This window comes from Pseudomonas veronii (assembly GCF_002028325.1).
GTDB lineage: Bacteria > Pseudomonadota > Gammaproteobacteria > Pseudomonadales > Pseudomonadaceae > Aquipseudomonas > Aquipseudomonas veronii.
The window spans coordinates 5,225,533-5,249,017 of the sequence record NZ_CP018420.1 but is presented as its reverse complement, the minus strand read 5'-3'; the positions used below and the strand labels follow the sequence as shown (position 1 = coordinate 5,249,017).

The 23,485-nt window shown below is 60.8% G+C and carries 23 protein-coding genes; 18 read left to right on the top strand and 5 right to left on the bottom strand.

Features of this window, described 5'->3' with window-relative positions; translation table 11 throughout:
- Positions 1-175 precede the first annotated feature (175 nt).
- Positions 176-1,069, top strand: a complete 894-nt coding sequence (locus PverR02_RS23895) for an AraC family transcriptional regulator (protein WP_017848522.1) — start codon at positions 176-178, stop codon at positions 1,067-1,069.
- 180 nt (positions 1,070-1,249) lie between these two features.
- Here the strand turns inward: PverR02_RS23895 and PverR02_RS23890 are convergent, their stop codons facing one another.
- The gene (locus tag PverR02_RS23890) at positions 1,250-2,914 is read right to left on the bottom strand and encodes an electron transfer flavoprotein-ubiquinone oxidoreductase (protein WP_017848521.1); all 1,665 of its coding nucleotides are present in this window, start codon (positions 2,912-2,914) and stop codon (positions 1,250-1,252) included.
- A 530-nt stretch (positions 2,915-3,444) separates the two neighbouring features.
- On the opposite strand from PverR02_RS23890, the gene PverR02_RS23885 reads away from it, so the two are divergent.
- The 14 genes from PverR02_RS23885 to PverR02_RS23820 all read left to right on the top strand — a co-directional run bounded on the left by PverR02_RS23885 (position 3,445) and on the right by PverR02_RS23820 (position 15,007).
- Positions 3,445-4,194, top strand: coding sequence for an electron transfer flavoprotein subunit beta/FixA family protein (locus PverR02_RS23885; RefSeq protein ID WP_017848520.1), 750 nt, complete (start codon positions 3,445-3,447; stop codon positions 4,192-4,194).
- A gap of 2 nt (positions 4,195-4,196) precedes the next feature.
- Positions 4,197-5,126 carry an electron transfer flavoprotein subunit alpha/FixB family protein gene (locus tag PverR02_RS23880; protein WP_017848519.1) on the top strand — a complete coding sequence of 310 codons (930 nt, stop codon included), beginning with the start codon at positions 4,197-4,199 and terminating at the stop codon, positions 5,124-5,126.
- Positions 5,127-5,193: 67 nt separating this feature from the next.
- Positions 5,194-6,012: a substrate-binding periplasmic protein gene (locus PverR02_RS23875; RefSeq protein ID WP_046382389.1), complete on the top strand. Its 819-nt coding sequence runs from the start codon at positions 5,194-5,196 to the stop codon at positions 6,010-6,012.
- Between the two features lie 9 nt (positions 6,013-6,021).
- Positions 6,022-6,384 (top strand): DUF4398 domain-containing protein, encoded by a 363-nt coding sequence (locus tag PverR02_RS23870; protein WP_046382390.1) that lies wholly within the window; start codon positions 6,022-6,024, stop codon positions 6,382-6,384.
- Positions 6,381-7,196: an OmpA family protein gene (locus PverR02_RS23865; protein WP_017848516.1), complete on the top strand. Its 816-nt coding sequence runs from the start codon at positions 6,381-6,383 to the stop codon at positions 7,194-7,196. The genes PverR02_RS23870 and PverR02_RS23865 overlap by 4 nt, the downstream gene beginning before the upstream one ends.
- Before the next feature lie 205 nt (positions 7,197-7,401).
- Positions 7,402-8,841, top strand: coding sequence for an aminotransferase-like domain-containing protein (locus PverR02_RS23860; RefSeq protein WP_017848515.1), 1,440 nt, complete (start codon positions 7,402-7,404; stop codon positions 8,839-8,841).
- A gap of 104 nt (positions 8,842-8,945) precedes the next feature.
- Positions 8,946-9,437, top strand: coding sequence for a hypothetical protein (locus tag PverR02_RS23855; protein ID WP_046489326.1), 492 nt, complete (start codon positions 8,946-8,948; stop codon positions 9,435-9,437).
- Between the two features lie 162 nt (positions 9,438-9,599).
- The gene (locus PverR02_RS23850; protein WP_017848513.1) at positions 9,600-9,854 is read left to right on the top strand and encodes a YkgJ family cysteine cluster protein; all 255 of its coding nucleotides are present in this window, start codon (positions 9,600-9,602) and stop codon (positions 9,852-9,854) included.
- 40 nt (positions 9,855-9,894) lie between these two features.
- Positions 9,895-10,500 (top strand): START domain-containing protein, encoded by a 606-nt coding sequence (locus tag PverR02_RS23845; RefSeq protein ID WP_079444525.1) that lies wholly within the window; start codon positions 9,895-9,897, stop codon positions 10,498-10,500.
- Positions 10,501-10,603: 103 nt separating this feature from the next.
- Positions 10,604-10,840: a hypothetical protein gene (locus tag PverR02_RS23840; RefSeq protein WP_079444524.1), complete on the top strand. Its 237-nt coding sequence runs from the start codon at positions 10,604-10,606 to the stop codon at positions 10,838-10,840.
- 213 nt (positions 10,841-11,053) lie between these two features.
- Entirely contained in the window at positions 11,054-11,395 is a 342-nt protein-coding gene (locus tag PverR02_RS23835) for a ribonuclease E inhibitor RraB (RefSeq protein ID WP_003193463.1), read from the top strand.
- A gap of 447 nt (positions 11,396-11,842) precedes the next feature.
- Complete coding sequence (locus tag PverR02_RS23830; protein WP_046382394.1) at positions 11,843-13,252, top strand: circularly permuted type 2 ATP-grasp protein; 1,410 nt, start codon at positions 11,843-11,845, stop codon at positions 13,250-13,252.
- Positions 13,253-13,256: 4 nt separating this feature from the next.
- Positions 13,257-14,207, top strand: coding sequence for an alpha-E domain-containing protein (locus tag PverR02_RS23825; protein ID WP_026140215.1), 951 nt, complete (start codon positions 13,257-13,259; stop codon positions 14,205-14,207).
- Positions 14,204-15,007 (top strand): transglutaminase family protein, encoded by an 804-nt coding sequence (locus PverR02_RS23820; protein WP_017848508.1) that lies wholly within the window; start codon positions 14,204-14,206, stop codon positions 15,005-15,007. Before PverR02_RS23825 ends, PverR02_RS23820 begins: the two co-directional genes overlap by 4 nt.
- Position 15,008: 1 nt before the next feature.
- Here PverR02_RS23820 and PverR02_RS23815 read toward each other — a convergent pair whose 3' ends face one another.
- A complete protein-coding gene (locus PverR02_RS23815) occupies positions 15,009-15,815 on the bottom strand; it encodes a c-type cytochrome (protein WP_079444523.1) in 807 nt (268 codons plus the stop codon).
- A gap of 640 nt (positions 15,816-16,455) precedes the next feature.
- Here PverR02_RS23815 and PverR02_RS23810 point away from each other — a divergent pair.
- From PverR02_RS23810 to PverR02_RS23800, 3 genes are all read left to right on the top strand, one after another.
- The gene (locus tag PverR02_RS23810; RefSeq protein WP_046382396.1) at positions 16,456-17,661 is read left to right on the top strand and encodes an acetyl-CoA C-acetyltransferase; all 1,206 of its coding nucleotides are present in this window, start codon (positions 16,456-16,458) and stop codon (positions 17,659-17,661) included.
- Between the two features lie 15 nt (positions 17,662-17,676).
- On the top strand, positions 17,677-19,824 hold the full coding sequence (locus PverR02_RS23805; RefSeq protein WP_079444522.1) for a 3-hydroxyacyl-CoA dehydrogenase NAD-binding domain-containing protein: 2,148 nt from the start codon (positions 17,677-17,679) through the stop codon (positions 19,822-19,824).
- 85 nt (positions 19,825-19,909) lie between these two features.
- The gene (locus PverR02_RS23800) at positions 19,910-20,653 is read left to right on the top strand and encodes an amidotransferase (RefSeq protein ID WP_017848503.1); all 744 of its coding nucleotides are present in this window, start codon (positions 19,910-19,912) and stop codon (positions 20,651-20,653) included.
- On the opposite strand, the gene PverR02_RS23795 is transcribed toward PverR02_RS23800, so the two are convergent.
- From PverR02_RS23795 to PverR02_RS23785, 3 genes are all read right to left on the bottom strand, one after another.
- Entirely contained in the window at positions 20,631-21,602 is a 972-nt protein-coding gene (locus PverR02_RS23795; protein WP_079445038.1) for a magnesium and cobalt transport protein CorA, read from the bottom strand. The two genes, PverR02_RS23800 and PverR02_RS23795, sit on opposite strands and share 23 nt — an antisense overlap.
- Before the next feature lie 42 nt (positions 21,603-21,644).
- The gene (locus PverR02_RS23790) at positions 21,645-22,391 is read right to left on the bottom strand and encodes a lysophospholipid acyltransferase family protein (protein ID WP_046382398.1); all 747 of its coding nucleotides are present in this window, start codon (positions 22,389-22,391) and stop codon (positions 21,645-21,647) included.
- Between the two features lie 215 nt (positions 22,392-22,606).
- Complete coding sequence (locus PverR02_RS23785; protein ID WP_017848500.1) at positions 22,607-23,299, bottom strand: crotonase/enoyl-CoA hydratase family protein; 693 nt, start codon at positions 23,297-23,299, stop codon at positions 22,607-22,609.
- Positions 23,300-23,485 lie beyond the last annotated feature (186 nt).

The following is a 23,485-nucleotide window of genomic DNA, read 5'->3' as shown; positions in this document are numbered from 1 at the left end:
ACCTCGCAGAAGCAGTGACAAGTGAGGTGGGCCATTTTCCGCGCCGACCCCGGAGGCGGCCATGGCGATTGCTCCGAGTCTCATGCCTATTCGTCCGGCAGTACGCCTGGTTTGGATGCACGGCGCGCCAGACCTGCGATGATGCTCTCATCCCTTATTCGCGAAGTTTTTTGCCATGTTGTTGACCCGCCATCTCGACGCCAACGCCACCCTGGTTTCCTTGATCGAGAGGCTGACGCCCTGCGACGGTTTCTCCCCGACCCACCTGCCGGGCGTGCAGGTGCTGCGCGCCAGTTGCGACGTCGCGCGCGGGCCGCAGATCTATGAGCCGAGCCTGATGTTCGTCGCCCAGGGCAGCAAAGTCGCGTACCTGGGCCCGCGTACCCTGGAGTACGGCGCGGGGCACTACCTGATCCAGGCGATGCCGGTGCCGTTCGAGTGCGAGACGTTCGCCCTGGCGCCCGACGCACCGCTGCTGGGGGTGACGGTGGGGATTGACCGGGTGGTGTTGGGCGAATTGGTGATGGCCATGGGCATGCAGGCCGGGCCGCCGCCGACGGCGCAGACTTTGGAGTCGATGAGTTCGGTGGTGCTGGATGACGCCATGCGCGGTTGCGTCGAGCGCCTGTTGCAATGCCTGCACGATCCGTTGGAAAGCCGGATCATGGGCCCGGCGCGTGTGCGCGAATTACTCTTCACCGCCTTGCGCGGGCCCCAGGCCGATGTGTTGCGGGCGTTGGTGGAACAGCAGGGGCAGTTCTCGCGGATCGCCACCTCGTTGAATCACCTGCATGCTCATTACGCCGAGCCGCTGAATATCGAGACGTTGGCAGGTTACGCGCACATGAGTGCGTCGACCTTTCATGAACACTTCAAGCGCTGCACCTTGTTGTCGCCGGTGCAGTATCTGAAGCGTTTGCGTTTGCTCAAGGCGCAGCAGTTGTTGCTGGTGGAAGGCATGGGCGTGGCACAGGCGGCGCATCGGGTGGGGTATCAGAGTACGTCGCAGTTCAGCCGCGAATATAAGCGCTATTTCGAACGCAACCCGGGCGAAGAGCGCGCTGCCTGATTCTCCCTGGCTCAACGGGATTAAAAATGTGGGAGGGGGCTTGCCCCCGATGACGGTGGGTCAGCCATCGATGTGCTGACTGTTCCACCGCTATCGGGGGCAAGCCCCCTCCCACATTGAGTTGATGCCAGCCACAAAAAAGGCTCCCGATCTGGGAGCCTCCTGGGTCATGCAACCCTTTTACATATTCGGGTAAGTCGGCCCACCTGCGCCTTCCGGCGTGACCCAGGTGATGTTCTGCGAAGGGTCCTTGATGTCACAGGTCTTGCAGTGTACGCAGTTCTGGGCGTTGATCTGGAAGCGCTTCTCGCCGTCTTCCTTGGTCACCACTTCATACACACCGGCCGGGCAGTAGCGCTGCGCCGGTTCATCGTAGAGCGGCAGGTTGGTGCCGATCGGGATGCTCGGGTCTTTGAGTTTCAAGTGGCACGGCTGTTCTTCTTCGTGGTTGGTGCCGGAGATGAACACCGAGCTCAGTTTGTCGAAGCTCAGCTTGCCGTCGGGCTTGGGGTAGTCGATCTTCTGGCAGTCCTTGGCCAGCTTGAGGCAGGCGTAGTCCGGCTTGGTGTCGTGCAGGGTGAACGGCATTTTGCCGCCGAGGATGTTCTGGTCGAACCAGTTGAAGCCGGCACCGATGATCGGGCCGAACTTGTGCATCGCCGGGCCGAAGTTACGGGTGGCGAACAGTTCTTCGTAGAGCCAGCTGGCTTTGAACGCGTCGACGTAGTTGGTCAGCTCGTCGCCGCCTTCGGCGTCGGCCAACAGGCGCTCGGCCACGGCATCGGCGGCGAGCATGCCGGACTTCATCGCGGTGTGGCTGCCTTTGATCTTGGCCACGTTCATGGTGCCCAGGTCACAGCCGATCAATGCGCCGCCCTTGAACACCATCTTCGGCAACGAGTTGATGCCGCCCTTGGCCAGCGCGCGCGCGCCGTAGCTGACGCGCTTGCCACCTTCCAGATACTGGGCCAGCACCGGGTGGTGCTTGAGGCGCTGGAACTCATCGAACGGCGACAGGAAAGTGTTGCTGTAGGACAGGTCGACGATCAGGCCGACCACCACCTGGTTGTTTTCCAGGTGATAGAGGAACGAGCCACCGGTGTTCTCGTTGCTCATGATGTCCAGCGGCCAACCGGCGGTGTGGACCACCAGGCCGGGTTGATGCTTGGCTGGGTCGATTTCCCAGATTTCCTTCAGGCCGATGCCGTAGTGCTGGGCGTCGGCGTCGCTGTCCAGCTTGAAGCGCTGGATCAGTTGCTTGCCGATATGGCCACGGCAGCCTTCGGCGAACAGCGTGTACTTGCCGCGCAGTTCCATGCCGGGGGTGTAGACGCCTTCCTTCGGCTTGCCTTCGCGGTCGACGCCGAGGTCGCCGGTGATGATCCCGCGCACCACGCCGTTTTCGTCGAACAGCGCTTCCTGCGCGGCGAAGCCTGGGTAGACTTCCACGCCGAGGTTCTCGGCCTGCTGGGCCAGCCAGCGGCACAGGTTGCCCAGGGAGATAATGTAGTTGCCTTCGTTGTGCATGGTCTTGGGCACAAAGAAGTCAGGCACCTTGGTCGAGGTGTCGGCGCTGCGCAGCACATAGATGTCATCGCGCACCACCGGGGTGTTGAGCGGAGCGCCGAGTTCTTTCCAGTCCGGGAACAGTTCGTTCAGGGCGCGTGGTTCGAACACGGCACCGGAAAGGATATGTGCGCCGACCTCGGAGCCTTTCTCGACCACGCAGACGCTGATTTCCTTACCGGCTTCGGCGGCCTTCTGCTTCAGTCGGCAGGCGGCAGACAGGCCCGCCGGGCCAGCGCCGACGATGACCACGTCGAATTCCATGTATTCGCGTTCCACAGGCTATCTCCTACTCAGGCTCACAGGCTTTTTTTCTAATGGGTGGAGGTTGGGTGTCGTAAGCGTCATCGCTGCGTTCACTGGGCAGGCGGATGACCACCTTTCTCTCTAGGTGGCGCATTATATCTACACCACTCTCAGCGTCCAATACAAACGTTTGTTTGAATTGCTTGGAAGCTAGGTAAATCAAAGCAACGGGGCTTATGACTGGCCATTTTGCCGTATTGACCAGAATAGGCGTTCCGGTCAAGATACGGTCGGTTTTGCGCTCGCCGTAGGCTGACTGTAGGTTTCAAGAGCACCTTTAAAGACAGGCGAAGGCGAAAAAGAGTGACGCGTGCCCAATGCTGGCGCGCAGTTTACACGTCGCGATCATGAATGACCTCCCAGTCACCACTGACGAACGGTCATCACTCTCCATCGCTGCGTCACTTGCCGAAGGTTTTGAAGGTGCCCTTGTGTGCCGATGAGCATCAACCGCCAGGTTCGCCTAGGCGACTTTCTTTTCACCGGAGAGTAACGAGGAATCCATGAAGGTTCTTGTAGCTGTCAAACGCGTTGTCGATTACAACGTGAAAGTTCGCGTCAAGGCGGACAATTCCGGCGTCGACCTCGCTAACGTCAAGATGTCGATGAACCCTTTCTGCGAAATCGCCGTGGAAGAAGCCGTGCGCCTGAAAGAGAAAGGCGTGGCGACTGAAATCGTCGTGGTTACCATCGGCCCGACCACTGCTCAAGAGCAGCTGCGTACCGCCCTGGCCCTGGGCGCCGATCGCGCCATCCTGGTCGAGTCCGCTGAAGAACTGACCTCCCTGGCCGTGGCCAAGTTGCTCAAAGCCGTTGTCGACAAGGAACAGCCATCGCTGGTGATCCTCGGCAAACAGGCCATCGACAGCGACAACAACCAGACTGGCCAGATGCTGGCTGCACTGACCGGTTACGGCCAGGGCACCTTCGCCTCGAAAGTCGAAGTGAGCGGCGACAGCGTTGCCGTGACCCGCGAAATCGACGGCGGCGCGCAGACGGTTTCGTTGAAACTGCCGGCCATCGTCACCACCGACCTGCGTTTGAACGAGCCGCGCTACGCGTCTCTGCCAAACATCATGAAAGCCAAGAAGAAGCCTCTCGAAGTGCTGACTCCGGATGCTTTGGGCGTTTCCACCGCCTCTACCAACAAGACCGTCAAAGTCGAAGCGCCGGCTGCACGCAGCGCGGGCATCAAGGTCAAGTCGGTGGCTGAACTGGTCGAGAAACTGAAAAACGAAGCGAAGGTAATCTAATCATGACTATCTTGGTAATCGCTGAACACGACAACAAGGTACTGGCTCCGGCCACCCTGAACACCGTGGCCGCCGCGGCGAAAATCGGTGGTGACATCCACGTGCTGGTTGCAGGTCAGGGCGCTGGCGCCGTGGCTGAAGCCGCGGCGAAAGTCGCTGGCGTGAGCAAAGTACTGCTGGCCGACAACGCCGCTTACGCTCACCAACTGCCGGAAAACGTCGCGCCTCTGGTCGCCGAGCTGGGTGCTGGCTACAGCCACATCCTGGCCGCTGCCACCTCCAACGGCAAAAACATCCTGCCGCGGGTTGCCGCGCAACTGGACGTTGACCAGATCTCCGAGATCATCTCGGTCGAAAGCGCCGACACCTTCAAGCGCCCGATCTACGCCGGTAACGCCATTGCCACCGTGCAATCGACCGCCGCGGTCAAGGTCATCACCGTGCGCGCCACCGGTTTCGACCCGGTTGCCGCCGAAGGCGGTTCGGCCGCCGTTGAAGCCGTCTCCGCGGCCCATGACGCGGGCATTTCCAGCTTCGTCGGCGAAGAGCTGGCCAAGTCGGATCGTCCTGAGCTGACCGCTGCCAAGATCGTCGTTTCCGGCGGGCGTGGCATGCAGAACGGCGACAACTTCAAGCACCTGTACGCCCTGGCCGACAAGCTGGGCGCTGCCGTCGGCGCTTCCCGCGCTGCGGTCGACGCAGGTTTCGTGCCCAACGACATGCAGGTCGGCCAGACCGGCAAGATCGTTGCGCCACAGCTGTACATCGCCGTCGGTATCTCCGGCGCGATCCAGCATTTGGCCGGCATGAAAGACTCCAAGGTGATCGTGGCGATCAACAAGGACGAAGAAGCACCGATCTTCCAGGTGGCTGATTACGGCCTGGTGGCGGACTTGTTCGAAGCCGTACCTGAATTGGAGAAGCTGGTCTAATCCAGTCGCTTCACTTATAAAGAGCCCGGTCTTTTGACCGGGCTTTTTATTATCGGAGCACCTCGCCATGGAATTGCGCCCCTGGGCCACACTGCTGGGTTTCACACTGTTGCTGCCGACCCTGTCGCTGGCGGCCGGCAAATGCGAGCGCCTGGTGGCTACCGGCAGCCCGGACGCTCCGCCTTTGCTCTGGCGCGATCCCCAGGACCCCACGCACTTGATCGGCGCCACCGCCGACATGTTGCAGCAAGTGGCCCAGGACCTTGGGCTGAAAATCGACCTGCTCTATGGCGGCAAGCGTTCCCAGGCCTTGGACGAAGTGCGCAGCGGGCGCATGGATCTGCTGGCCGATGCGCCGTTGAATATCGGCGAGCTGGAAACCCTCGACTACCTCCACCCGGCGCTGGTGCAGATCGACTATCTGGTCTGGACCCGCAAGGACTCGGCGCTGGCCTATGCCACGGCCGCGGACCTGCACGGCCATCAGGGCGCGGTGTCGGAACGGGCGCGGTTGAGCCACGACTTTGAAACCTTCGCCGCCCAGCAATTGACCCTGCAACGCCTGCCCACCTTGACTCCGGCGTTTCAGAAACTGCTGCTGGGGGAAGTGGACTACGTACTCGCCGGGCGTTACTCCGGCATGGCCATGGCCGAGACCCTGGGCATGAGCAATGACCTGTTCGCCCGCGACGTGCCCGTCGATCAGCCTGGCCTGTACCTGGCGATTTCCCACAACTCCGCGTGCAATGACCCCTGGCTGCGCGGACAGCTGGCGAAAAAGATGACAGAATTGTCCGGGTCTGGTGTGGCGCAAGCTGCGCTGCAGCGCAATCTGGAGCGCTGGAAAGCGCAATTGCAGCAACCCGTCGGCACCCCAACAAAGTAGGGATTTTCAGTGATTTTTCGACCTTTTTTAGCGGCCCTCGCCGTCGTTGCTCTGGCGGGATGTGCAGCCGATCCTGCGCCGAATGAACAAATACGCCTCACCCAGCAAGCGTTGGAACAAGCCAACGCCGTGGGTGCCAACTCCGATGAATCGTCCGAACTGAAACTGGCTGAAGGTAAATTCGCCCAGGCTCAGGCTGATATGGCCGACCAGTCCTACAAGAACGCGCGCATGCGGGCCGAACAGGCTGAGCTGGATGCGCGTCTCGCCGAAGCCCAAGTGTTGACCCGCAAGAGTCAGGAACAACTGAACGTGCTCAATACCCGTATCACCCGCCTGCGCAAGCAATTGCAGCTGGGAGAAGCCCAATGAGCCCGATGATCCGTGGCTTGAGTTGTGTCGTGCTGCTGGGCAGCGCGGCCCTGGGCGGTTGCGCCAGCCACCCGAATGGCGAGCAGGCCCTGCAACAGGCGGGCAGCGACTTCCAGAAGGTCAAGGAAGACGCCAACGTGCTGCGCTTCGCGCCCAAGGACGTGATCCGCGCCGGAGAGTCCCTGGCCCGTGCCGATCGCTTGTCCAGCTATTGGGGCAGCGGTGCCGACGTGGTGCATTACGCCTACCTCAGCCAGCGCTACAGCGCGATCGCCCGCGAACACACCGAGCAGGCGCTCAATCAGGAACGTGGCGCCAAACTCGAACTGGAACGCCAGCGCCTGCAACTGGCCCTGCGCGAGAGCAAGCTGATCAGCGTGCAGCAGCAGGGCAAATGGCTTGAGGAACAGATCGCCAGCCTGGCCACCACCCAGACCGATCGCGGCCTGGTGATGACCCTGGGCGACGTGTTGTTCGACACCGGTGAAGCCGAACTGAAAAACTCGGCCAACCGCACCGTGCTGAAAATCGTCCAGTTCCTGCAACTGAACCCCAAGCGCATCGTGCGTATCGAGGGTTACACCGACAGCACCGGCGGCGAGCAGGAAAACCTCCAACTGTCCCGCGACCGCGCGCAATCGGTGGCGGATGTGCTGGTGGACCTGGGGATCGACGAAAAGCGCATCCAGGTCGAAGGCTATGGCGACCAGTACCCGGTGGAGGCCAATGCTTCCGAGCGCGGCCGCGCGCAGAACCGCCGGGTAGAGATCGTGTTCTCCGACGCGAAGGGCCAGTTGGGCGCCGCCCGCTAGGAACCTGGCGCAAGCAAAATGTGGGAGGGGGCGCCCCCTCCCACATTTTTTCGGGGGTACCCGAAACGCCTCAGGCCACCCTTACAGTTTTTTCTATCACTGCCGCTCGCGCTCGACTATTGTGGCAACTGTCCCCGTACACTTCTAAACTGTGCCGGTATGTTTCACACAAAAATAAAATAGCCGTGAAATCGAGTGCTGCGTCATGACCAATCTGTTGCTTTACCAACGTATCGCCCAGCAACTGGCTGAGGATATCCGGCGCGGTGTCTATCAACCGGGCGAGCGCGTGCCTTCGGTGCGCAAGATGAGCTCCCAGCTCAACGTCAGCCATGCCACGGTGTTGCAGGCTTACGCCAACCTGGAAGATCAGGGCTTGATTCGCGCACGGCCGCAGTCCGGGTATTACGTACACCAGACACCGGCGCTGACGGCGCCGACGCCGGATATCGCCCGGGTCGAGCGCCCGGGGTTGGTGACGCGCAGCAGCATCATTCAGCAAGTGTTGGTGGAGTCGCGTCGCGAAGGCGTATTCCCGCTGGGCGCGGCCGTGCCGAGTGTGGATTACTTGCCGGTACGCGCACTGCACCAGCAGTTGGCCAAGGTCACGCGCTTCCAGAGCCCGCGGGCGTTCAGCTACATGTTCAGCCCCGGCTTCGAGCCGTTGCGCCGCCAGGTGGCGATCCGCATGCGCGATGCCGGCGTGGTGGTGGACCCCTCCGAAGTGGTGATCACCCACGGCTGCGTCGATGCCCTGCAGATGTCGTTACGGGTGCTGACGCGGCCGGGCGACCTGATCGCCGCCGAGTCGCCGACCTATTACGGCTTGCTGCAATTGGCGGATCTGCTGGGCCTCAAGGTCATCGAGATCCCCAGCGACCCCGCCACCGGCATGAGCCTGGAAGCCCTGCAATTGGCCGCTAACCAGTGGTCGATCAAAGCCCTGGTGCTGACCACGCGCCTGAGCAACCCGTTGGGCGGCACCATGCCCGAGGAGCGGCAGAAACACTTGCTGCGCCTGGCCTCGGATTTCGATATCCAGATCGTCGAAGACGATATCTACGGCGAACTGATGTTCGAACTGGGGCGCACCAAAGCCCTGAAAGCCTACGATCGCCTCGACCGGGTGATTTATTGCTCGAGCTTTTCCAAAACCCTGTCACCCGGCGTGCGTATCGGCTGGATGATCGCTGGCAAGTATCAGCAGGAAATCCAGCGTTTGCAGATGTTCAGCACCCATTCGGCGTGCAGCGTCACCCAGATGGGCGTCGCCGCGTACCTGGAGAACGGCGGTTACGATCGGCACTTGCGTTACATCCGCCAGGAGTACCGCAAGAACCTCAGCGCGTTCCAACTGGCGGTTCAGCAGTATTTTCCCGAAGGCACCCAGATGACCCGTCCGACCGGCGGTTTTATCCTGTGGGTCAGTTTGCCGGGGCGGGTCAATACCCAGGAACTGCATGTGCGTGCATTGCAACAGGGCATCAGCATCGCACCGGGGTTGATTTTCAGTAATACGGAACAGTTCAACCACTGTATTCGTCTTAACTGCGGCACGCCGTGGAATCGCGAGGCAGAGCGGGCGCTGATGACTTTGGGGATGCTCGCCAGTCAGTTATGCCTGGAGACAGCGGCCGGCTTGTGAGGCTCGCCAAGTAGCCAGTTCTGATAGCTGGCCAATCACCGCGCTTGTCATGCTGCCCTCAACAAGCGAGCATATGGCCTTCTGCCGTTAATGCTGTTGGCAATATGACTTCTATTTTTCGCGCTGTTTTAGTGATTAGCCTGCTCAGCCTGAGTCACGTCGGCGTCACGCTGGCGGCGACGCCTGTGGCGGACCCCGCACCGACCGCGAGTACCGAGCACACAACCCCCGCAAAAAAACCGACCCCGGCGAAAAAAGCCCCGGCGACCAACAAAAAAAACGCATCGGCAAAAAAACGCGCGCCGGTTGCGAGCAAGTCCAAGTCCGCCCACGAAGTGGCCCAGACCCACTTGCCACCGGCACAGTTGGACTTGTCCCTGCCCTCCGACATGGTCAGGCATTTGCAGCCCATCGGCAGCATGCCGGCGCCGAAAAACGTACCGTTGTTACCGCCGATGTTTGGCGAAAAGCCGACTGACAACAGTGCATTCCAGATCAACGGTCGCCTGCTCAGCAATGAGATGAAGCTGCAACTGCGCAACGAAGAACGGCGTGAGGTGGAAGGCGCGGCGCTGGATTTCGAATTCAAGCAATAAACTTTTCCGGCGAAGGTGACGTCGACACTCGACCATCTGTCGCAGACTGGTCAGTCACTTTTATTTTCTGCGAAAAACCCCTGTTAGACCATTTTAAAACGGCTGTTTAAGGGCGTACTCTAGCCCGGCCGTCCCTATTGAGCCGTCGAGGACCTGTTGCTCATGAAATGCCGTGAAGGCTGTGGCGCTTGCTGCATCGCCCCCTCCATCAGTTCACCGCTGCCGGGAATGCCCCACGGCAAACCCGCGGGCGAACGCTGCCTGCACCTGTCGGTCGAACAGTTATGCCTGCTGTTCGGGCAACCGGAACGGCCGGCGGTGTGCAGTGATTTCAAGGCGGATATCGAGGTCTGCGGCACCGACCAGGCCGATGCGATCAGGTTGATCGGCTGGTGGGAGCAGATGACGGCGGCTTGATGGCTTTACTATCGGAACTTCAACAATAAGGAATACAACAATGGGTTCGCTGAAACGAATGGCTGTGTTGTGCGGTTTTACGGTGTTGTTTGCTGCCACTGCTCAGGCTGAGGATTGGCAAGTCGCCAAGGATGAGGACGGGATCAAGGTGTCGCTGAGCGAAGTCGCCGGTTCCAAGTACAAGGCGTATCGCGGTGTGACAGTGATCAAGGCCCCCGTGGCCAAGATCGAAGCCTTGCAGGAAGATGCGGTCGGTGCCTGCGCCTGGATTCATGATTGCAAGTCGCAAAAACTGCTCAAGCAGGAGGGCGTCAAGAGCTGGACCTACACCCAATTCAAGGCCCCGTTCCCAGTGACCGACCGCGATTCGATCCTGGAAATCACCACGGCCAAGGCCGCCGACGGCAGCGTGACCCGCACGCTGCTGGAAGTGCCGACCTATCAGCCGGAAGTGAAGGGCTATGTGCGCGTGGCCCAGGTCGATGGCTACTGGAAACTGGTGCCTAAAGGCGCCAACGAAACCGAAGTGACCTACCAGGTACACACCGAGCCAGGCGGCAGCGTGCCTTCGTGGTTGGCCAACAAGTTCGTGGTGGACGCCCCGTTCAACACCTTGAAAGCCCTCAGGGAACGCGCCGAGAAGTAAGCGCGGCAGACCCGGTGCCTGCGACCTTGAGTGGAACGTTTAGCGAGCCCTCAAGGTCCAGATAGAGGTAAGCCCACACGCGGGCTTTATCGAGGAGGCACCGATGCAAAAGTGGCAGATTACCTTCGTTGATGATCACGGCGTGCAGTCCGTGGAGCAGTTCACCTGCGAGCACAAGCCCAGCCTCGAAGATGCGGCACACTTGATTCGCGACAAGCTGGTGCCGGTGGCCGCCGAACTGGACCTCAATGACCTGGAAGGCCGTAAACCCGAACCGACGGTCAAGATCCTCAAAGACCAGAACAGTATCCAGATCCTCGACATCTCTCCCGTCGTCTGAACATTCCCTGTCTGCCATTCAAGCGCCTCTGGTGGAGGTGATAGCTTCGCGCTACTCTGCAAGTGAGATCAGCGAATGAATCGCTAAGGTCTGGTCTTGTCAGCTACATGCTTGTTTTCCAGCGGTGATGTCATTGCCGTAGTACCCGCGCCAGTAAGGCGTGGGCTTCGGGAAGCACGGAAAGTCTATCCATCGGTTTGAGGAGGACGTTTCATGAGCACAGCCTATCAAGAAGACATCAGCACCAACGTTCTGCGCCGCATGAAAGAAGGCGGCTTCGATTTTTCACGGTTCCACCCCATCGAGTTCTACGCCATTTTCCCGGACGAGGAACGGGCGCGCAGGGCTGCGGGTCGGTTTCGTGGCGAATCCCTGAATGCCCAGGTCAGCGCGCGCGACGATGGCGCCTGGTACCTGGAACTGAGCAAGATCATGTTTGCAACCTACGACGGCATAGGAGACTTCGAGCAAGACTTTGAAGCAGTGGTCGAGCCGCTGGGCGGGATCATCGAAGGATGGGGCGTCAAGCAGGAGGTGCGTGGGTTACCCATGTAGCAGTATGAGAAACACAGCGTATCGGCTGACCTTTGGGTCGGCCGATTTTGTTTGTGGCGTCTGAAATCAGACGCAACTCGCGCGGTATTTCCAGGCAAAAAAAACCACCCGAGTGGGGTGGTCGAAAGGGAAGACCGGAGGAGTCGGTCGATACACGAGATCACACGGTACCGATTGCGCGATGGGTAAGGCTGTAGGACGAGTCCTGTTCAGCAGATGACGGTGATTATCCGCACCGGGGGGCGGGCAGTGAAATCAACACTGGCTATGCTGTTGATAGTCAAAGCCCGCATTGTGATGAAGCGCGTGACAAGACACCGGGCATTCCGCGCACCAGGATGGTGCGCTTAGCTCCCCGCTATTATTTAACTCACTGATTCTTAAGTGTTTATGCCGCTGGCACGGGCCTTGCGATGATTCTTGCGTCCGGGTGACAAGGAGTACGGCATGATCCGCACTTATTACGACGAAATGTACGATGGGGCAGGGCAGGTTCGCCCTCATTACCGCGAGTTCGCCCGCTGGTTGGCCGAAACCCCCGCTGAACTGCTGGCCCAGCGCCGGCGTGAAGCCGATTTGCTGTTTCACCGCGCCGGGATCACCTTCACCCTCTACGGGGATGAGCAGGGCACCGAGCGCCTGATTCCCTTCGACACCATCCCGCGCAGCATTCCCGCCAGTGAATGGCGGATTGTCGAACGTGGCTGCATTCAGCGGGTCAAGGCGCTGAACATGTTTCTCGCCGACCTCTACCATGAACAACGCATCATCAAGGCCGGGATCATTCCCGCCGAACAGGTGCTGGCCAACGAGCAGTATCAGTTGGCTATGCAGGGCTTGAATCTGCACCGCGATCTGTATTCCCACATCTCCGGTGTCGATCTCGTGCGTGATGGTGACGGCACTTACTACGTGCTGGAGGACAACCTACGCACGCCCAGCGGCGTCAGCTACATGCTCGAAGACCGCAAGATGATGATGCGCTTGTTCCCCGAACTGTTCGCGGCCCAGCGTATCGCGCCGATCGACCACTACCCCAACTTGCTGCTCGACACCCTGAAAAGCGCCAGCCCCCTGGATAACCCCAGCGTGGTGGTGTTGACCCCCGGGCGTTTCAACAGTGCGTTCTTTGAGCATGCTTTCCTCGCCCGGGAAATGGGCGTGGAACTGGTGGAGGGCGCCGACCTGTTCGTGCGCGATGACCGCGTTTTCATGCGTACCACCGACGGCCCCAAGGCCGTGGACGTGATCTATCGCCGCCTCGACGATGCGTTTCTCGACCCGCTGGCCTTCAATCCGGACTCCATGCTCGGCGTCCCCGGCCTGCTTGCCGCCTATCGTTCGGGCAATGTGGTGTTGGCCAACGCGATCGGCACCGGGGTGGCGGATGACAAGTCGGTGTACCCCTTTGTCACCGAGATGATCCGTTTTTACCTGGATGAAGAACCGATCTTGAAGAACGTTCCGACCTTCCAATGCCGTAAGCCCGACGAACTGTCCCACGTACTGGCTAACCTGCCGCACCTGGTGGTCAAGGAAACCCAAGGCTCCGGCGGCTACGGCATGCTCGTCGGTCCGGCTTCCACGGCGGCGGAAATCGAAGCCTTCCGCGCGCGTATCAAGGCCAAGCCCCACGCCTATATCGCACAGCCGACCCTGTGTTTATCCACCTGCCCGACCTTCGTCGAAAACGGTATCGCCCCGCGCCATATCGACCTGCGCCCGTTCGTGTTGTCCGGCAAGGAAACCCGCGTGGTGCCCGGCGGCCTGACCCGCGTGGCGCTGCGCGAAGGTTCACTGGTGGTCAACTCGTCCCAGGGCGGCGGCACCAAAGACACTTGGGTGGTTGAGGACTGATGCTATGTTGAGTAGAACTGCCTCGGATCTGTACTGGATGTCGCGCTACCTCGAACGCGCGGAAAATCTCGCGCGCATGCTCGACGTCAGCTATTCGCTGTCGCTGATGCCCCAGGACGGGCGCGGCGACGGCCTGCATGAACTGGCCATGCCGTTGCTGATCACCGGCACGCTGGACGACTACCACGCGCGACACGGTGAGCTGCACGCCGAACGCCTGCTGCACTTTTTCGCCCTGGACGCGGCCAACCCAGCCAGCATCTACAGCTGCCTCGGTGCTGCGCGGGCCAGCGCCCATGCGGTGCGTGGGCGAATCACGGCCGACATGTGGGAAAACATCAATGCCACCTGGCTGGATATCCGCGACATCGCCCAGCAAGGCTTGAGCCGCTACGGCATGAGCCGGTTCTGTGAGTGGGTCAAGGAGCGTTCGCACCTGTTTCGCGGCGCCACCTACGGCACGATCATGCGCAACGATGCTTTCCGCTTTATCCGTCTGGGCACTTTCATCGAGCGCGCCGACAACACCCTGCGCCTGCTGGACGCACGCTATGAAATGGCTGGCGACCAGGCCGAAGCGGTCAGCGATGGCACAGCCCACGCGTACTACCAGTGGAGTGCCTTGTTGCGTGCGTTGTCGTCGTTCGAGGCCTACACCGAGATCTACCGCGACGCCCCCGGCGCCCGGCAAGTGGCGGAGCTGTTGCTGTTGCGCGCCGATGTGCCGCGTTCGCTGCGGGCCTGCAGCGAAGAGATCGACCAGATCCTCGCCAGCCTGCCCGGCCTCAACGGCCGCCCGGCCCAGCGCCTGGCCGCCGAAATGGATGCGCGCCTGCGCTTTACCGCCATCGACGAAATCCTCGAGGAAGGCCTGCATGCCTGGCTGACCGACTTTATTCCCTTGGTCCGCCAGTTGGGCGACGCCATCTACAGTTCCTACCTGGAGGCGGCATGAGACTCTCCATCAGCCACGAAACCACCTACCACTACGACGATCAGGTGCGCGCCAGCATCCAGTACCTGCGCCTTACGCCCCACGACAGCGAACGCCAGCACGTACTCAGTTGGCAACTGGATCTACCGCGTCCGGTGCGTGCCCAGGTCGACCCGTTCGGCAATATCCTGCATGTGCTGACCCTGGACGAGCCTCACGACGCCATCATCATCGGCGCCCGTGGTCAGGTCGATATCGACGAGTTGCGCGAGGCTGAGCACGAGAGCCAGTCGGCCTACCCGTTCCTGCGCAGTACGCGGCTGACCGAGCCCGACGAAGCCCTGCGCCGCTTTGCCGAGCAGCATTGCCATCAGCGCCGCGACCGCAGCGCCTTGATCGACCTGATGCACGCGCTCAACCACTCGATGGTCTACACGCCCGGCGCCACGGAGGTCGACACCAGCGCCGCGCAGGCCTTCGCGGGGCGTGCGGGGGTGTGCCAGGACCACACCCACGCGTTCCTGGCCTGCGCGCGCAGCCTGGGGATTCCAGCGCGGTATGTGTCGGGGTATTTGTACACCGAGGACAGCACGCACCTGGCCAGTCACGCCTGGGCCGAAGCCTGGCTGGACGACGCCTGGTACAGCTTTGACGTGACCAACCAACTGGCGCGGCCGGAGCGGCACCTGAAACTGGCCGTGGGCCTGGATTATCTGGACGCCTGCCCGGTACGCGGCATGCGGCGCGGCGGCGGGCATGAGCAGATGCATGCCAAGGTGTCGGTGGCGCCGACGCCGCTGGTTTCGGTGCAGCAGCAATAGCTCAGGGCTGCTGCTTACGCCCGGCCATATGCTTCAAATACCCCACCAGCAACGTCAGCTCGCTGTCGGGCAACACGCCGGCGGCGAAGGCCGGCATTTTCGCCTGGGGCCAGCGCCGCAGGCTTTGTGGGTCGCGGATATAGCGCTTGAGGAAATCGCCGCTGAAATATTCGGTGGGGTTGTAGGGAATGTTCAGGTCCGGCCCTACCTGTGCATCGCCAGCCCCATTGAGGCGGTGACAGGCCAGGCAGTTTTTCTGGAACAGCGCAAAACCTTGGTTGACCGGATCATTCGCACCCAGCTTCGGATCGGGCAGCAACGCCGGAAAACGCTCGGCAACCGTCTTCAACTGCTTGATCCCGGAGATCTGGAACGGCCATTGCTCGGGGCTGATGTGCCCGGCCTGAGGGTTCGTCCACACCAGGTAGAACGGCCCGGCACTCGGCTTGTCGGCGGCCAGCGCGGGCCACGGATCGGTGGGATCTTCCACCGCCAGCCAGGCGCGGGCGCCGTGTGTTTCCAGCAAAGGCGCGGCGCTCAGTTCGGCGGCGAACCCGTCGAGCGCGATGGCCTGCAGATGGTTTTCCGTCTGCAGACCCGGTAGGAGTACCGCCAGCGGGACTGCGCGATACGTCATGCTTCGCTTGTAGGAAACGTCATCAACGATATGCACCGTCTGTGCATCGGGGTGCTTGAGCAGGTCTTCGGTCTGCCAGGTCTTGCTGGTGTGGTCCAGCTCGATGGTCAACTGCGCGGCGGCAACGGGCAGGGCGAGGAACAAGGCGAAGAGGGCGAGGATCGATTTCAAGAGAGGGGCCCGGTGCGAGAAGAAGTGGCGCCTAAGATACCGGAAAATTCCCAGGCAAAACGGCAGCCCCTGCAACAGGACCGCTATACGCAATGTCCCCGCAGGAGCTGCCAAAAACTGCAAGCCTGATGTACAGAATGGCGCGTGTGATTCGTCACCCAAGCACCTTGGTCAGGTTGGGCAAGATCAGAATCAGTGTGGTGGCGAACAGAATAAGTCCCGCCTGACGTATTTTCGAATGCTTGAACATGGCTGACTGCCTTTTGTTGTTATTCCTGAGCGTCAAATGCGTGCCGGTTTATTTCAGTATCGCAACGTGACGTGTCGCTTTTCTTACAGCTGCTCCAGCAAAACCCGGCAGCAACTTCCTACTGAGTGAACCTTAGAGCCCTCGTTCTGCGTGGCTTAGATCCATTTCATATCAACTTGTCATATTTTTTACTGAAAAAGGTATGAGGCCTATCGCCATCTTGGCGCCAATGCCTTGGCTAGACCGCTAAAACGATTAATCAAACGGTTGCACTCATCTGCTACCGTTCGTCCGAGCGAGGGGGTCAAACGCAATGAGCGCATCCGTCATTGAAACCGTGTCAATCGGGCCTAAGGTAAGGGCACACATGTACAGCGGTTCGAGGATGTCATGACCCAAGCTTTGATCTTTGATGCGATACGCACGCCCCGGGGCAAAGGCAAGGCCGACGGTGCCTTGTACAGCGTCAAGCCGGTAAACCTGGTGGCGGGTTTGTTGACGGCGCTGGCCCGGCGCAGCGACCTCGATACCCGCCAGGTCGATGACATCGTCCTCGGCTGCGTCACCCCCGTGGGCGACCAGGGCGCGGACATCGCCAAGACCGCCGCGCTGGTGGCGGACTGGGACGTCAGCGTCGCCGGTGTCCAGGTCAACCGCTTCTGCGCCTCGGGCCTCGAGGCGGTGAACCTGGGCGCGATGAAAGTGCGTTCCGGCTTCGAAGACCTGGTGGTGGTCGGTGGCGTCGAGTCGATGTCCCGCGTGCCCATGGGCAGCGATGGCGGCGCCTGGGTGCTCGATCCGCAAACCAATCTGCACAGCCATTTCACGCCCCAGGGCATTGGCGCGGATTTGATCGCGACCCTGGAAGGCTTCAGTCGTCAAGACGTCGACGCCTTCGCCCTGCATTCCCAGCAGAAAGCGGCCCGGGCACGCGCAGACGGTTCCTTCAATAAGTCGCTGATCGCGGTGCAGGACCAGAACGGCCTTGTGCTGTTGGACCACGATGAATTTATCCGTGCCGACTCCACCCTCGAAGGCCTGGGCAAGCTCAAGCCCAGCTTTGAGATGATCGGGCAGATGGGCTTCGACGCCACCGCGCTGCGGGTCTATAGCCATGTCGAGCGGATCAACCATGTCCATACCCCCGGCAACAGCTCCGGTATCGTCGACGGTGCCGCGTTGATGTTGATCGGCTCCGAGGCCAAGGGCCGCGAGCTGGGCCTGCAAGCGCGGGCGCGGATTGTCGCCACGGCGGTCACCAGCACCGACCCTACCATCATGCTCACCGGCCCGGCGCCAGCCACGCGCAAGGCGTTGGCCAAGGCCGGGCTGCGCGTCGAAGACATCGACCTGTTCGAGGTCAACGAGGCGTTCGCCTCGGTGGTACTCAAGTTCATCAAAGACATGGGCATCGACGCCGCCCGGGTCAACGTCAACGGCGGCTCGATCGCCATGGGCCACCCGCTGGGCGCTACCGGTTGCGCGATCCTCGGCACCTTGCTCGACGAACTGGAAGTGCGCCAACAACGCTACGGCCTGGCCACCTTGTGTGTCGGCGGTGGCATGGGCATCGCCACCATTATCGAACGCCTCTGAGCCCAAGGAATTGTCATGACCCAAGCCATTCGTTACGAAAAAGGCCAGGACCAGATCGTGGTCCTGACCCTCGACATGCCCGGCCAGAGCGCCAACACCATGAACGCTGTGTACCGCGAGGCCATGGCGGCCACCGTGGCGCGGCTGCAAGCGGAAAAGGACGGGATCGCCGGCGTGGTCGTCACCTCGGCGAAGAAGACGTTCTTTGCCGGTGGCGACCTCAATGAACTGATCAAGGTCGACAAGGCCCACGCCAAGGAATTTTCCGACAGTGTGCGGGTACTGAAGGCGCAACTGCGCAGCCTGGAAACCCTTGGCAAACCGGTGGTCGCCGCCATCAATGGCGCGGCCCTCGGCGGCGGCTGGGAGATTTGCCTGGCGTGTCATTACCGGGTCGCGCTGGACGACCAGTCGCTACAACTGGGGCTGCCGGAAGTCACCCTGGGCCTGCTGCCGGGCGGCGGTGGCGTGGTGCGGATGGTGCGCCTGTTGGGCTTGGAAAAAGCCCTGCCGTATTTGCTCGAAGGTAAGAAGATCCGCCCACGGCAGGCCCTGCAAGCGGGCTTGATCGACGCGCTGGCAGTGGATCGCGACGAACTGCTGGCCAAGGCTCGCGCCTGGATTCTCGCCCACCCCGACGCCGCGCAGCCTTGGGACAACAAGGCTTACCAGATCCCCGGAGGCACGCCGTCCAGCCCGAAAGTCGCGCAGATGCTCGCCATCGCGCCCTCGATCCTGCGCAGCAAAACCAATGGCTGCTTGCCGGCGCCGGAGAAAATTCTCTGCGCGGCGGTGGAAGGTGCCCAGGTGGATTTCGACACCGCGCACCTGATCGAAACCCGCTACTTCACCGAGTTGGTCACCGGGCAGGTGGCGAAAAACATGATCGGCACCTTCTGGTTCCAGCTCAATGACATCAACGCCGGGCGTTCGCGTCCTGAGGGTTTTGCGCCTTACCTGACGCGCAAGGTCGGCGTGCTCGGTGCCGGGATGATGGGCGCGGGGATCGCCTATGTCAGCGCCTGTGCAGGCGTTGAAGTGGTGCTCAAGGACATCAACCTCGCAGCCGCCGAGAAAGGCAAGGCGCACTCGGCCACACTGTTGGACAAGAAGGTCAGCCGTGGGCAATTGACCGCCGAGCAGCGCGAAGCCACCTTGGCGCGTATCCATCCTACGCAGTCTGACGCCGACCTGGCCGGCTGCGACCTGATCATCGAAGCGGTGTTCGAAGACCGTGAGCTCAAGGCCAAAGTCTCTGCGGCCGCGCAAAACGTGGTCGGCCCGGACGCGGTGATCGCTTCCAACACGTCCACCTTGCCTATCAGTGGCCTGGCCACGGCCGTGCCGGATCAGGCCAAGTTCATCGGCCTGCATTTCTTCAGCCCGGTGGACAAGATGCCCCTGGTGGAAATCATCAAGGGTACACAGACCTCGGACGAAACCCTGGCCCGTGGTTTCGACTTCGTCCTGCAAATCAAGAAAACCCCGATTGTGGTCAACGACAGTCGCGGCTTCTTCACCTCGCGGGTGTTCGGCACGTTCACCAACGAAGGCATTGCCATGCTCGGCGAAGGCGTGGCTGCGCCGATGATCGAGACTGAAGCGCGCAAGGCCGGTATGCCGGTGGGGCCGCTGGCGGTGTCCGACGAAGTGTCGCTTAGCCTGATGAGCCATATCCGACAGCAGACAGCCAAGGATCTGCAGGCTGAAGGTAAAGCCGTGCCAACCCATCCGGCGACGCAGGTGATTGATCTGTTGGTCAACGAATACCAGCGCATGGGCAAGGCGGCGGGGGGCGGTTTCTATGAGTACCCCGCAGGTGGGCAGAAGTATTTGTGGCCGGAACTGAAAAGCCGCTTCGAACGCCCCGACCAACGCATTTCAGCGCAGGACGTGCGCGACCGTTTGTTGTTCATCCAGGCCATCGAAACCGTGCGCTGCGTGGAGGAGGGCGTGTTGATGTCCACCGCGGACGCCAACGTCGGCTCGATCTTCGGTATCGGCTTTGCGGCGTGGAGTGGTGGCGCTTTGCAATTTATCAACCAGTACGGCTTGAACGACTTTATTGCACGGGCGCGCTACCTGGCCGAGCAGTATGGCGAGCGCTTCTCGCCGCCGGCGTTGTTGCTGCAGAAAGCCGCACAGGGTGAAGTATTTCGGTGATCGATGCGGGGCTTGCTTTGCAGGTACATTTCAAGGCAGGCTCTGGAGGTGTTCAATATTCCCATCGCCGTGTCAGGTATTTTTTATGTCGCTACGCGTCTGCATCCTGGAAACCGATATCCTGCGTCCAGGCTTGATCGATCAGTACCAAGGTTACGGGCAGATGTTCAAGCGCCTGTTCTCCAAGCAGCCGATCCCGGCCGAGTTTGTCGTGTACAACGTGGTGCAGGGTGAATACCCGTCGGATGATGAAGTGTTTGACGCGTATCTGGTAACCGGCAGCAAGGCCGATTCGTTTGGCACCGACCCTTGGATTCAGACGCTCAAAACCTACCTGCTCGACCGTTATGAGCGCGGCGACAAGTTGTTGGGCATCTGTTTCGGTCACCAATTGTTGGCGTTGCTGCTAGGCGGCAAGACCGAGCGCGCCGGCCAGGGCTGGGGCATGGGCATCCACGATTACAAAATCGATGCCAAGGCGCCGTGGATGAGCCCTGAGGTACCGGAGCTGACGTTGTTGATCAGCCACCAGGACCAGGTGACCACCTTGCCGGACAATGCCACGGTCATCGCTTCCAGCGAGTTTTGCCCGTTTGCGGCGTACCACATCGGCGATCAGGTGCTGTGCTTCCAGGGGCACCCCGAGTTCATCCACGACTATTCCCGCGAGCTGTTGGAGATTCTTCAGACAACCTTGGGCGAGAAGGTCTACAAGAATGGCGTGGCTAGCCTCGAGCGCGACCACCACGGTGTGACCGTGGCGGAGTGGATGATGCGCTTCGTCGCGCACAAGCCTGAAGCCAAGGTTAAAGCCAGCCCGAACGCTTGAAGCTGATCCACAAGCCGCTGCACCCTACGGCGATGAACCCCAGCACGCCAAAATAACCGTAATGCCATTGCAGCTCGGGCATGTTCTGGAAGTTCATCCCGTAAATCCCCGCCACCGCGGTGGGGAACGCCAGGATCGCCGCCCACGCGGCGAACTTGCGCTGCACCAGGCTCTGGCGCGATGCCTCCAGCAACACACCGATCTCGATGGTCTGGCTGGCGATGTCGCGCAGGGTGGCCAGGTCTTCCATCTGCCGTGTGACGTGGATTTGTACATCACGAAAATACGGGCGCATGTTCTTGTCGATGAATGGAAAACTCAGCTTCTGCAGCTCTTCGCTGATCTCCACCATCGGTGCCACGTAGCGGCGCAGGCGCAGCACGTCACGGCGCAGGCCGTGGAGGTTCTGGATATCGTGCTCATTGAGTGAGCTGCACAGCACGTTGCGTTCCAGCTCATCGATCTCGGCGTGGATCGCCTCGCTGACCGGCTGGTAGTTTTCGGTGACGAAATCCAGCAGCGCATAGAGTACGAAATCTTCCCCATGCTCCAGCAACAATGGCCGTGCCTCACAGCGCTGGCGCACAAAACCGTAGGACGCCGAGTGCCCGTTGCGCGCCGTGATGATGTAGCCGTTGCCGGCAAAGATATGGGTTTCGATAAACTCCAGCTTGCCGTTCTCGCGCACTGGAGAATAAGTGACGATAAACAGCGCGTCGCCGAAGGTTTCCAGCTTGGGGCGGCTGTGTTTTTCCAGGGCGTCTTCGATGGCCAGTTCATGCAGGTTGAACTGGCGTTGCAGGTTGCCCAGCTCGCGGGCGTCGGGCTCTTCCAGGCCGATCCAGACAAAATGCCCGGGTTTGGCGGCCCAGGCCGCGCCTTCGTCGAGGGTGATATCAGTAACTTTCTTTCCGGCGCTGTAAACAGCGGCCGCAACAACTCTACCCATGGTGCCGATCACTTCTTATCAGGGGAACAGATGTTGGGCAGCTTAGCTGGAAGCGAGTTCTATTGTTATGGCACTTTGCAGTTCGTGGTCCATCGCCTTGATGCATTCATCCATCTGCGCGTAGCAGGCTTGCATCAACGCCGGGATGTCATCCGCAGTCAGTCCGGTGGTAGGAATCGGCGGCAGCGAGCGTATGCGTACATCGCCACTGTTCCAGCGATTGAGTTGCATATGGGTGACGTAATTGCTCACGCACACCTGCACGATGGGCACGCCAGCGGCAATCGCCATGTGGAACGCGCCTTTCTTGAACGGCAGCAGGCCCTTGCCCAGGTTGCGCGTGCCTTCCGGGAAGACCCAGATCGACGTGTCCTTATGCTGCAGCGTCCGGGTGGTGGTGAGCATCGCACGGCGTGCCTTGTACGCATTGCCGCGGTCGATCAGCACGTTGCCCGCCAGCCAGAACAGTTGGCCGAACAACGGCACCCATTTCAGGCTTTTCTTGGCGATACACACGGTGCGGTGCGGCACCACGGTGCCCAGCACAAACAGGTCATAGTTGGACTGGTGGTTGGCGATGATCAGACAACTGCCGGGCTTGTTGCGCAGCGAATCGACATCGGCCTTGACGCGCAGCCCCAGTATTCGCATCGCCGGCAGCGCATACAGGCGCGCGCACAGACGGCTATTGTCCGGGTTGAACGGCCGACAGATCCCCAGCAACACGCCCAAGCCGCCGGCGAGGATAAAGTGCAGGCCCATCAACGACATACGCAACAGAAACAGCATCGACACGGCACCATCGAGACAAAAGGTGGCGCAGTGTACGGATGTACACTGTATTCGGCAATTGCCCCGATAGAGGTAGGAGATAGGCGATGTTTAAGTACATGTTTCAATAAGTGCCAGCAGGGGCAGACTAGAGCGGCCAAGGATTAGTCGGTTGTTTTTGTAAGAAAAAGCCCGACTCAAGGTCGGGCTTTGATACGGCACATGCAGGCGGCTTAGCTCAAAATATGGCCCTGGTCCTGGATGATTGCTTCATCCAAGGCTTCGAGCAGGGCTTTGCGCACTTTCAATTTGGTCTGCTTGTGGGCGTTCATATTGAGCTTCTTCAACTGCCGCGCCGCTTCCAGTGCCGCTGTGTGCAACGCTTCTGGCGCCACCACCTTGTCGAGGAAACCGGCTTGCAATGCGCCTTGCGGGTCGAACATCTCGGCGTTGATCACCGAACGCTGAAACGCCGACTTGCGCAGACGATCGCGCGCCAATTCGATCCCCGCATGGTGCATGGTCATGCCGATCGCCACTTCATTCAGGCCAATGCTGAACGGGCCCTCGACCCCGATCCGATAATCCGCCGACAACAGCAGGAACGCGCCCTTGGCCACCGCATGCCCAGGGCACGCGACGATCACCGGGAACGGATGCGCCAACAGGCGCCGCGCCAGCGTCGAGCCCGACGTCACCAGGCCGATCGCTTCTTTAGGGCCGGCGGTCATCACTTTCAAATCATAGCCACCCGACAGAATCCCCGGCGTTCCGGTGATGATCACCACCGCCCGATCCTTCTCGGCCTGATCCAGCGCTTCATTAAATGCACTGACCACCGCCGGAGAAATGGCATTCACCTTGCCGTTGCTCAAGGTCAGGGTCGCGATACCGTCTTCCAGGTGGTAGGAGATCAACTCACTCATGACGTGGTTCCTTGTAGGACTTGTTATAGAGGTGCATGCGCAGACGTTACTCACCACGCCCGGCCTGGTAAAGCGCTGTGACTGACTGGCCAGTCAGGCTTTCCCTCTATACCCGGCGGTAAACCGCCTGGGGCAGGGCGCAGCAACCGTCCCAGACGCGTGCCGTCGATGCCTGAGAATGGCAGA